Origin of the sequence: Shewanella sp. (assembly GCF_051658185.1) — a bacterium.
Classification (GTDB): Bacteria; Pseudomonadota; Gammaproteobacteria; order Enterobacterales; family Shewanellaceae; genus Shewanella.
The window spans coordinates 1-10,277 of sequence record NZ_JBOFMC010000022.1 but is presented as its reverse complement, the minus strand read 5'-3'; the positions used below and the strand labels follow the sequence as shown (position 1 = coordinate 10,277).

Genomic DNA, 10,277 nt, shown 5'->3' with positions numbered 1-10,277 from the left:
TAGTGTCTCCTCAGGATATCAGTGCGCGAGTGGCCTATTTTGGTGAGCGAGAAGCCGAGCTGATTATGGCGGCTGACGATGAATTTCGTTTTCATAGTGGCCAACCGCGCTGACACAAAGGACCACAACGTTACCTTATGATGTTTCATCATGGCGAAAGGGCTGTGAGGGAGAAGGCGAATGGGCGGTTGGCGTCGCGATATGGGTAGCTATTTGATATTGGCTAACTATCGGTATTGGCTAACTATCGGTATTGGTTAATGATCTGATCATGGCTAGCTGAGAATAGATAGCGTTCTGAGAATAAAGAGCGAGCAGATATAAAGTCATGGCGGTTGTTGGGGGATTAACGGTTCCCAAGAACCGTTAATCGGTTGACGAGGTTTGCGCTGTCAGTGCCGATGAAACGACTTACCCATCACCCAAAGGTAAGTTAATTAATTTTATCCCATCATGGCTAACACTCAGTACACTGCCTTGTTCATACCAATCGCCCACAACAATCCGTTTATGGCCATGGGCTAACTCATGTATAGCAGGCCTGTGGGTGTGGCCGTGGATCATTTGTTGGGTGCGGGTTTGGGCAAAGAGCGCCGCGACCGCGTCCGGCTCAACGTCCATTATCTGCAGGCTTTTTTGCTGATTACCGCGCTGACTTTTGCCACGGATATTATCCGCAATCCGTTGACGGCGTTTTTGGGATAGACAGCCATATAGCCAACGGGCGAGTGCTAAGCTGCGTAATTTTCTAAAACGTTGATAGGCTTTATCGAGGGTGCAGAGACTATCACCGTGTAAAATAACCGTCTCAGTGCCATACAAATTTATGCAAGCGATTTCCGGCAAGATGTGCATTCCGGCCTTGCGCGCAAACTGTTGACCAAGCATAAAGTCCCGATTGCCGTGGATAAAATACACGGGCAATTTGAGTGAAACCTGCTTAAGTTTTTGAGCAAGCTCAAGGGCAAAGGGGGACGCTATATCATCCCCGACCCAGACTTCAAACAGGTCGCCGAGAATATACAGCGCCTCGGCATCTTCAAGCTCGGTATCGAGAAAGCGGATAAACGCCTGCGTAATATCAAGGCGATCTGCACTTAAATGTAAATCGCCGATAAATAATGTGCGCATTAGGGCAGATTATGCCGCAGCACTAACGCTTTCAATCACAACGGGCTCTAATGGCACGTCTTGGTGCATTCCGCGATTACCGGTACTCACCCCTTTAATCTTTTCGATAATATCCATGCCTTCAACGACTTCGCCGAACACACAGTAGCCCCAACCTTGGGTGGTTTCGGATTTAAAATCTAAGAAGGTATTGTCATTAACGTTAATAAAAAACTGCGCCGTGGCAGAATGAGGATCGGAGGTGCGCGCCATTGCGATAGTGCCGATGCGATTAGATAAACCGTTATTGGCTTCATTTTTAACCGGTTCATGGCAACGTTTTTGGCTCATGTCCGCCGTAAAACCACCACCTTGGATCATGAAACCGTCGATGACGCGGTGGAAAATGGTGCCGTCGAAGAAACCTTCTTCAACATATTTCATGAAGTTAGCTACAGTTAATGGCGCTTTTTCGGCATTCAATTGCAATTTAATATCGCCAAAATTGGTGTGTAATGTGATCATGTTTTTATACCTTCTGTAAATAGTGGCGCGATTCTAACTTATCTCGGATTGCGCGCAAAGTGCAGTATTCAAAAGCGCTCCGGCCATGATAAACTGACCGCTTGATTTTACTCCTGAATGTACCCTTGAAGAGAATGCCGATGTTGAAGATTTACAACAGTATTACCCGCCAAAAACAGGAATTTAAACCCATTAATCCCGGGAAAGTCGGGATGTACGTGTGTGGTGTGACCATATACGATCTCTGTCATATTGGTCATGGGCGTACTTTTGTTTCCTTTGACATGATAGTGCGTTACCTGCGTTATGCGGGATATGAGGTTAATTTTCAACGCAACATTACCGATGTCGACGATAAAATCATCAAGCGCGCCAACGAAAATAATGAAAGTTGTGATGCCTTAACCGAACGGTTAATTGGTGAAATGCACCGCGATTTTGATGCCCTTAATATGCTTCGTCCGGATTTTGAACCGCGCGCAACGCTGCATATTGCTGAAATTATTGAAATGGTTGAGTTGTTGCTCGAGCGCGGGCATGCCTATGTAGCCGCCGATGGTGACGTGTTATTTAGTGTGGCCTCTTATCCTGATTATGGTCGGTTATCGGGACAAAATTTAGATCAGTTGCAAGCGGGCGCGCGCGTTGAAGTTGATGAAAATAAACAAAATCCGATGGATTTTGTGTTGTGGAAAATGTCCAAGCCGGGCGAACCGACGTGGGAATCGCCATGGGGCCCGGGGCGTCCGGGCTGGCATATCGAATGCTCTGCGATGAACAGTAAGCACTTAGGTCTGCATTTTGATATTCATGGCGGCGGCTCTGATTTACAGTTCCCTCATCATGAGAATGAAATCGCCCAGTCTTGCTGTGCCCATGACACGCCATATGTGAACTATTGGATGCACACGGGCATGGTGATGGTCGATCGTGAAAAGATGTCCAAATCGTTAGGCAACTTTTTTACCATCCGCGATGTGCTTGGCCATTACGACGCTGAGACAGTGCGTTACTTTTTACTCTCGGGACATTACCGCAGCCAGCTTAATTATTCTGAAGAAAATTTAAAGCAAGCGCGTGCGGCATTAGAGCGCTTGTACACCGCGATCAAAGAGGTTGATCTTACGGTTGAAGCGGCACCAGCCGATGAGTTTGTCGCAAAATTTAATGCTGCGATGGATGACGATTTCAACACGCCGGAAGCTTATTCGGTGCTGTTTGATATGGTGCGCGAAATTAACCGGTTAAAAACCACGGATATGCAGCAGGCAAGCGCGCTCGCGGTGACGATGAAGCGTTTAGCCGATGTATTGGGCTTGTTAAGTCAAGATCCTGAAGCCTTTTTTAAAGGCGAGGGCAGTGATGCTGAAGTTGCTGAAATTGAAGCCTTAATTCTTGAGCGAAACCGTGCTCGTACTGAAAAAGATTGGGCGGCAGCGGATGTCGCGCGGGATCGCTTAAATGAATTAGGCGTCGTGCTAGAAGATGGCCCAAGCGGCACGACTTGGCGTAAAAAGTAACCTTGATTGCGCCACCGCAAGAGATAAAAAAAACCTGCATGTTGCAGGTTTTTTTATGATTTTCTCAACTGGCACTTAGCACTTAGCACTTAGCACTTAGCACTTAGTCATGGTACTGCTCAGCGGCATACAGGGTATTTTCGAGTAAACTGGCAATGGTCATCGGGCCCACGCCGCCGGGCACAGGCGTAATAAAGCCAGCATGCTGTGCGGCGACATCATACTCAACATCACCTACCAATGTACCATTGTCTAAACGGTTAATGCCGACATCTATCACTATGGCGCCGGGTTTAATCCATTCACCAGGAATAAATCCTGGTTTTCCGACGGCCACCACCACCAGATCGGCTTGACGAATTTTTTGCTCAAGGTTTTTGGTAAAGCGATGGCAGGTAGTGGTAGTGCAGCCCGCGAGCAGTAACTCAAGGGTCATCGGCCGACCAACAATATTGGAGGCGCCGACCACGACCGCATCTAAACCATAGGTATCCACACCAGTAGATTTGATTAGCGTCATAATGCCCATGGGAGTGCAGGAGCGTAAAACCGGGATACGCTGGGCTAAACGGCCCACATTATAAGGATGGAAGCCATCAACGTCCTTATCGGGGCGAATACGTTCAATCACCTTTGAATCGTCGATATGTGCAGGTAACGGCAGTTGTACCAAAATGCCATCGATAGTGGGGTCATTATTGAGGTTATCAATGAGGTTGAGTAAATCAGCTTCAGTGCAGCTGGTCGCCAGATCGTAGGAACGCGAAATAAAGCCCACTTCTTCACAGGCCTTACGCTTACTGCCCACATAGACTTGGGAAGCCGGGTCGGCTCCTACTAAAATCACGGCCAAACCGGGTACTCGTTGTCCCGCCGCTTGGCGTGCGAACACCTTTTCACGAAGTTGATTGCGGATGGACTGAGCAATCGCCTTGCCATCGATAATTTGGGCTGTCATGGGTGTAGGATATCCTTTTTATGGGCGATAGTTTATTTAGGGGCAATAATGTCAACGGTTATGAATAAGAGCTTGGCTATTGCGGGCATTTTATCAGGGCCTAATGGTGCTGTCATGGATAAAGCCATGAGCAGTTGGATAAAAAAAAGCTGATTCGCTTGATAATTCAGCAGCTGACGGCTATCACTAAAAAAATCGTTGACGGAGCTAAAGTGAGGGGATAAGATGCGCTCCGTTCTCAGGCAGATGTCAGCATTTATCACTGAGAATTGCATTTTGATGAATGCAACGTAATGTAAGACCTTCGGTGATTAGCGCAGTCCGGTAGCGCATCTGGTTTGGGACCAGAGGGTCAGAGGTTCGAATCCTCTATCACCGACCACTTTATTGTTATGGATAGCGCAGTTGTGACAACTTGTCGTTATCGGTAACCTGGATAGCCAAATGCTATCCAACGCCAGTTAGGATGCAGAATGTTCTGTAGACCATGCGCCCGTAGCTCAGTTGGATAGAGCATCCGCCTTCTAAGCGGATGGTCGCAGGTTCGAATCCTGCCGGGCGTACCAGTTTCAGTGGTGATTGTAGCTCAGTTGGTAGAGTCCCGGATTGTGATTCCGGTTGTCGTGGGTTCGAGCCCCATCAGTCACCCCATTTTTAGTGCATTGAGCACAAAATAAAAAAAGCGACCTAGGGTCGCTTTTTTTATACCTCAGATTCGGCTCTTCAGGCTCGACTCTGCAGAAAACGGTGGCTATAATGTCGCGTCTTGATAGATATCAACTATGTGCGATCTTTGCCAAAGCCTGTTGTGGCGGGCATTGTAGTCAAATTTAATGATCAAGAAACGAATACCTGAATAGTTGATGACTCGGCTATTACAAAGGACGTTAGACAAATTTCGAGGTAAAACAATGCAAGTTTCTGTTGAAGCAACCCAAGGCCTAGAGCGTCGCCTGACCATTTCTGTTCCTGCGGAACAAATTGAAAAGCTGGTTAAAGACAGTTTACAACGTGAAGCTAAGCGTGCTCGTATCCCAGGTTTCCGTCCTGGTAAAGTGCCAGTGACGATTATCAACAAGCGTTATGGCGCGGCAATTCGTCAAGACATCACTGGTGAAGTGATGCAACGTAACTTCATCGAAGCAATTATTGCTGAGAAGTTAAACCCAGCGGGTGCACCGACTTTTGTTCCTGGTGCTACTGATGGCGAAAAATTCGAATTTATTGCTACCTTTGAAGTTTATCCAGAAGTTGAGCTGAAAGGCTTAGACGCAATCGAAGTTGAGCAACCAAAAGCTGAAGTGACTGACGCTGACGTTGACACTATGATCGAAACGTTGCGCAAGCAACACGCTACTTACGCTGCTGTTGAGCGTGAAGCAGCTGACGGCGACAAAGTGAAAATGAACTTTGTTGGTTCAATTGACGGTGAAGAATTTGAAGGCGGCAAAGCTGAAGATTTCGAACTGCAATTAGGTAGCGGTCGTATGATCCCTGGTTTTGAAGCCGGTATCTTAGGTCACAAAGCGGGCGAAGAGTTCGTTATCGACGTGAACTTCCCAGAAGAATATCACGCTGAAAACTTAAAAGGTAAAGCGGCCAAGTTCGCGATTACTTTAAGCGAAGTGCAAGCGGCTAATCTGCCAGAAGTAAACGATGAGTTTGCTGCTCTGTTTGGTATCAGCGAAGGCGGTTTAGAAGCGCTGAAAACTGAAATCCGTAAAAACATGAACCGTGAACTTGAGCAAGCGTTAAAAGCCAACGTGAAAGAGCAAGTGATCAATGGTCTGTTAGCTAACAACGACATCGAACTGCCAAAAGCGCTGATCGATGGTGAAGTGAATGTGTTGCGCCAGCAGGCGATGCAACGTTTCGGCGGCCAAACGGCTAACATGCCAGAACTGCCAGCTGAATTATTCACCGAGCAAGCGGCTCGTCGCGTGAAAATCGGCCTGTTGTTAGGTGAAGTGATCAAGACTAACGAGCTGAAAGCAGAAGATGAGCGTGTTCAAGGCTTAATCGCTTCTATGGCATCTGCCTATGAAGATCCAAATGAAGTGATCGCTTATTACAACAGCAACAAAGAACTGATGCAAAACATGCGCAACGTTGCTTTAGAAGAGCAAGCGGTAGAAGCATTATTAAAAACAGCAAAAGTGACCGCTAAAGATGTCGCTTTTGAAGAATTTATGAACAAGGCTACCGGTCGCGCATAAGCTAAGCTTGACTTGATTGGCAGTTCGCCATTTATAATGGCTCGTATGAGGCTCCTCATGCGAGCCATTTTTATTTAGGGATGTTAATAATGCATAATGCGTCAGACATACACAACGCTCTCGTTCCAATGGTCATAGAGCAAACCGCCAAAGGTGAGCGCTCATTTGATATTTATTCTCGGTTATTAAAAGAGCGGATTATTTTCTTGGTGGGGCAAGTGGAAGAGCACATGGCCAACCTGATCGTGGCGCAGTTGTTATTCTTAGAATCAGAAAGTCCTGATAAAGATATTTTTCTGTACATTAACTCACCGGGCGGCTCCGTGACCGCTGGTATGGCAATTTACGATACCATGCAGTTTATTAAGCCAAATGTGAGCACAGTCTGTATTGGCCAAGCGGCTAGCATGGGCGCCTTTTTATTAGCCGGTGGCGAAAAGGGCAAGCGTTTTTGCTTACCTAACTCGCGGGTGATGATCCACCAACCACTGGGTGGCTTCCAAGGGCAAGCGTCCGATATCGCAATTCATGCGCAAGAAATTTTAGGCATTAAAAATAAACTTAATCTTATGCTTGCTGAACATACCGGGCAGCCGCTTGAGGTGATTGAGCGCGATACTGATCGCGATAATTTTATGAGTGCGACTCAAGCTGTTGAGTACGGTTTAGTCGATGCGGTAATGACCAAGCGCGGCTGATTTTTGCTTTTGACTGGACTATGCTCTATAAGCGTTGGTCTGTGTAAAAGCTGAAGCAAATTTAGACTGGCAGTAGAGCAGACTGCAAATGAGGTAATGAATGGGCGACAACAAAAATAATGGTGACAGCGGTAAATTGCTGTACTGCTCTTTTTGCGGTAAGAGCCAGCATGAGGTAAGAAAACTCATCGCTGGTCCATCAGTGTACGTATGTGACGAATGTGTCGAGTTATGCAATGACATTATTCGTGAAGAGATTAAAGAGATCTCACCAAAGCGCGATAGCGAAAAATTGCCCACGCCCCATGAGCTGCGGGCGCATTTAGATGATTATGTTATCGGTCAAGATAGAGCCAAAAAAGTGCTCTCAGTGGCGGTGTATAATCACTATAAACGGTTAAAAAATGCCTCCCCTAAAGATGGCGTCGAATTAGGCAAAAGTAACATTTTGCTGATCGGCCCAACCGGTAGTGGCAAAACGTTGTTGGCAGAAACGCTGGCACGCTCACTCAATGTGCCGTTTACGATGGCCGATGCCACCACCTTGACCGAAGCGGGTTATGTGGGTGAGGACGTTGAAAATATCATTCAAAAGTTGCTGCAAAAGTGCGACTACGATGTGGAAAAAGCGCAGCGCGGTATCGTATATATTGACGAAATCGATAAGATTAGCCGTAAATCGGATAATCCATCAATTACCCGCGATGTGTCCGGCGAAGGCGTACAGCAGGCGTTGCTGAAGCTGATTGAAGGCACCATTGCCGCAGTTCCTCCACAAGGTGGGCGTAAGCATCCACAGCAAGAATTCCTGCAGGTTGATACCTCTAAAATTCTCTTTATCTGTGGTGGCGCATTCGCAGGACTGGAAAAAGTGATTGAACAACGGGCGCATGTTGGCTCTGGTATTGGCTTTGGCGCGCAGGTGAAAGGCGAAAAAGACAAGGTCACTATTTCGGAAACCCTTTCCCAGGTTGAACCCGGTGATTTGGTGAAATACGGTTTGATCCCTGAGTTTATTGGGCGCTTACCCGTGGTGGCGACGCTGACTGAATTGGATGAAGACGCGTTGGTGCAAATTCTTTCCCAACCTAAAAATGCGCTGACTAAGCAATACAGCGCCTTGTTTGATATGGAAGGCGTCGAGCTGGAGTTTCGTGAAGATGCGCTAAAGGCGATTGCCCACAAAGCCATGTCACGTAAGACCGGTGCTCGTGGTTTACGCTCAATCGTTGAAGGCATTTTACTCGATACTATGTATGATATTCCTTCAAGCGAAGGGGTGGTCAAGGTTGTCGTGGACGGTTCTGTTGTCAGTGGCGAATCGGCACCTATCCTGATCTATGAGCGCAATGATGCTCAGGTTGCTTCAGGTGAACAATAATTGTTCTGATTGAAAAATAAAGTGAAAAACAAGGAGTCCAGTGGGCTCCTTTTTTCGTATTGACCATTGAAACTCAATAAAGCGTCCCAATATACTCCATTATTAATCCCACTGACCTAAACGGAATCGAGCTATGACCCTAGAGCGTGAAGCGCATATCGAACTCCCCGTGCTGCCACTGCGAGATGTGGTGGTCTATCCCCATATGGTAATTCCGTTATTCGTTGGCCGAGAAAAATCAATTCGTTGTCTTGAGACTGCGATGGCCCAGGATAAACAGATTATTTTAGTGGCGCAGCGTGATGCTGAATTAGACGAACCGACTAAAGACGATATCTTCGAGGTAGGCACGGTTGCCTCGATTTTACAGCTATTAAAATTGCCTGATGGTACGGTAAAAGTACTGGTCGAAGGTGGCCGCCGGGCAAAAATCACTCGCTATACCCAAGAAAAAGAATTCTTTGTCGCAAAGGCCGAATATCTTGAATCTGAACCCTTGGAAGACAAGGAAGAAGAAGTCTTAGTTCGCAGCGCTATTGGCCAGTTTGAAGGCTATATCAAGCTGAACAAGAAGATCCCGCCGGAAGTGTTGACCTCATTATCGGGTATCGATGAGGCGGCGCGCCTTGCCGATACCATGGCTGCGCACATGCCACTTAAGCTTGAAGATAAGCAGTCTGTGCTTGAAATGGTTAATGTGGCCGAACGTCTGGAATATTTAATGGCGATGATGGAATCGGAAATCGACCTTTTACAGGTTGAGAAACGGATCCGTACCCGCGTTAAAAAGCAGATGGAAAAAAGCCAGCGCGAGTATTACCTAAATGAACAGATGAAAGCCATCCAAAAAGAATTGGGTGACTTAGATGAAGGCCATGATGAGTTTGAAGTCCTCAATCGTAAGATTGAAGAGGCCAACATGCCAAGCGAGGCGAAAGAAAAAGCTGTCGCCGAGCTGAATAAATTACGCATGATGTCACCGATGTCTGCCGAGGCAACCGTGGTGCGCAGCTATGTCGATTGGATGACCTCAGTGCCTTGGAGTCAGCGTTCGAAAATTAAGCGCGATCTTGCCAAAGCTCAAGACGTGCTTGATACCGATCATTATGGTTTGGAAAAAGTGAAAGAGCGTATCTTGGAGTATCTCGCGGTGCAGAGCCGGGTACGTCAACTTAAAGGTCCTATTTTGTGCTTGGTGGGCCCACCGGGTGTGGGTAAAACGTCACTGGGTCAATCGATTGCCAAGGCAACTGGGCGTAAGTATGTGCGCGTGGCCTTAGGCGGCGTGCGTGATGAAGCCGAGATCCGCGGCCATCGTCGTACTTATATCGGTTCGATGCCAGGTAAAATCATTCAAAAGATGGCCAAAGTGGGCGTGAAAAACCCGTTATTCTTGCTCGATGAAATTGATAAAATGAGCTCGGATATGCGCGGCGATCCGGCATCGGCTTTATTAGAAGTGCTTGATCCTGAGCAAAATACCACCTTCAATGATCATTATCTTGAGGTCGATTACGATCTCTCCGATGTCATGTTCGTGGCAACATCGAATTCGATGAACATTCCTGGTCCACTCTTAGACCGTATGGAAGTCATCCGACTGTCGGGTTATACCGAAGATGAAAAGCTCAATATCGCGAAACAACATTTGTTGACCAAGCAAATTGAGCGTAATGGTCTTAAAGCAAACGAAATTCACATTGATGATAGCGCAATCATGGGGATTATCCGCTATTACACCCGCGAAGCGGGGGTGCGGGCGCTTGAGCGTGAATTGTCGAAGATTTGTCGTAAGGTCGTCAAAATGATCCTACTCGATAAGTCTGTCAAATCCGTTGCTGTGACGGCAGAAAACCTCAAGTCTTTTCT

The 10,277-nt window shown here is 47.0% G+C and carries 9 protein-coding genes and 3 tRNA genes; 9 read left to right on the top strand and 3 right to left on the bottom strand.

The window, feature by feature from the left end; genetic code table 11:
- A partial coding sequence (gene miaE / locus ACRCZA_RS00965) for a tRNA isopentenyl-2-thiomethyl-A-37 hydroxylase MiaE (RefSeq protein WP_438672618.1) occupies window positions 1–113 on the top strand: 113 nt, incomplete at its 5' end.
- A 298-nt stretch (window positions 114–411) separates the two neighbouring features.
- Here miaE and ACRCZA_RS00960 read toward each other — a convergent pair.
- Window positions 412–1,131, bottom strand: a complete 720-nt coding sequence (locus ACRCZA_RS00960; RefSeq protein ID WP_438672617.1) for a UDP-2,3-diacylglucosamine diphosphatase — start codon at window positions 1,129–1,131, stop codon at window positions 412–414.
- A 9-nt stretch (window positions 1,132–1,140) separates the two neighbouring features.
- Window positions 1,141–1,635, bottom strand: a complete 495-nt coding sequence (locus tag ACRCZA_RS00955; RefSeq protein ID WP_438672616.1) for a peptidylprolyl isomerase — start codon at window positions 1,633–1,635, stop codon at window positions 1,141–1,143.
- A 140-nt stretch (window positions 1,636–1,775) separates the two neighbouring features.
- On the opposite strand from ACRCZA_RS00955, the gene cysS reads away from it, so the two are divergent.
- Window positions 1,776–3,155, top strand: coding sequence for a cysteine--tRNA ligase (gene cysS, locus ACRCZA_RS00950; RefSeq protein ID WP_438672615.1), 1,380 nt, complete (start codon window positions 1,776–1,778; stop codon window positions 3,153–3,155).
- 103 nt (window positions 3,156–3,258) lie between these two features.
- Here the strand turns inward: cysS and folD are convergent, their stop codons facing one another.
- Window positions 3,259–4,113 carry a bifunctional methylenetetrahydrofolate dehydrogenase/methenyltetrahydrofolate cyclohydrolase FolD gene (gene folD, locus ACRCZA_RS00945; protein ID WP_438672614.1) on the bottom strand — a complete coding sequence of 285 codons (855 nt, stop codon included), beginning with the start codon at window positions 4,111–4,113 and terminating at the stop codon, window positions 3,259–3,261.
- 305 nt (window positions 4,114–4,418) lie between these two features.
- On the opposite strand from folD, the gene ACRCZA_RS00940 reads away from it, so the two are divergent.
- The 7 genes from ACRCZA_RS00940 to lon form a co-directional block, all read left to right on the top strand.
- A tRNA-Pro gene (locus ACRCZA_RS00940) sits at window positions 4,419–4,495 on the top strand.
- A 107-nt stretch (window positions 4,496–4,602) separates the two neighbouring features.
- Window positions 4,603–4,679 (top strand) — tRNA-Arg (locus ACRCZA_RS00935).
- Window positions 4,680–4,688: 9 nt separating this feature from the next.
- Window positions 4,689–4,764: transfer RNA gene (locus tag ACRCZA_RS00930), tRNA-His, on the top strand.
- A gap of 260 nt (window positions 4,765–5,024) precedes the next feature.
- Window positions 5,025–6,329 (top strand): trigger factor, encoded by a 1,305-nt coding sequence (gene tig, locus ACRCZA_RS00925; RefSeq protein ID WP_438672613.1) that lies wholly within the window; start codon window positions 5,025–5,027, stop codon window positions 6,327–6,329.
- Between the two features lie 89 nt (window positions 6,330–6,418).
- Window positions 6,419–7,027: an ATP-dependent Clp endopeptidase proteolytic subunit ClpP gene (gene clpP / locus ACRCZA_RS00920; RefSeq protein WP_438672612.1), complete on the top strand. Its 609-nt coding sequence runs from the start codon at window positions 6,419–6,421 to the stop codon at window positions 7,025–7,027.
- 100 nt (window positions 7,028–7,127) lie between these two features.
- Entirely contained in the window at window positions 7,128–8,408 is a 1,281-nt protein-coding gene (clpX, locus tag ACRCZA_RS00915) for an ATP-dependent protease ATP-binding subunit ClpX (RefSeq protein ID WP_438672611.1), read from the top strand.
- Between the two features lie 133 nt (window positions 8,409–8,541).
- Window positions 8,542–10,277: endopeptidase La (lon, locus tag ACRCZA_RS00910; RefSeq protein WP_438672610.1), on the top strand; the 1,736-nt coding region annotated here is incomplete at its 3' end.

What these genes read in the sequence shown, in the direction of transcription:
- ACRCZA_RS00960 (WP_438672617.1), bottom strand. Translation starts at nt 1,131, where the DNA reads ATGCGCACATTATTTATCGGCGATTTACATTTAAGTGCAGATCGCCTT.
- ACRCZA_RS00955 (WP_438672616.1), bottom strand. Translation starts at nt 1,635, where the DNA reads ATGATCACATTACACACCAATTTTGGCGATATTAAATTGCAATTGAAT.
- cysS (WP_438672615.1), top strand. Translation starts at nt 1,776, where the DNA reads ATGTTGAAGATTTACAACAGTATTACCCGCCAAAAACAGGAATTTAAA.
- folD (WP_438672614.1), bottom strand. Translation starts at nt 4,113, where the DNA reads ATGACAGCCCAAATTATCGATGGCAAGGCGATTGCTCAGTCCATCCGC.
- tig (WP_438672613.1), top strand. Translation starts at nt 5,025, where the DNA reads ATGCAAGTTTCTGTTGAAGCAACCCAAGGCCTAGAGCGTCGCCTGACC.
- clpP (WP_438672612.1), top strand. Translation starts at nt 6,419, where the DNA reads ATGCATAATGCGTCAGACATACACAACGCTCTCGTTCCAATGGTCATA.
- clpX (WP_438672611.1), top strand. Translation starts at nt 7,128, where the DNA reads ATGGGCGACAACAAAAATAATGGTGACAGCGGTAAATTGCTGTACTGC.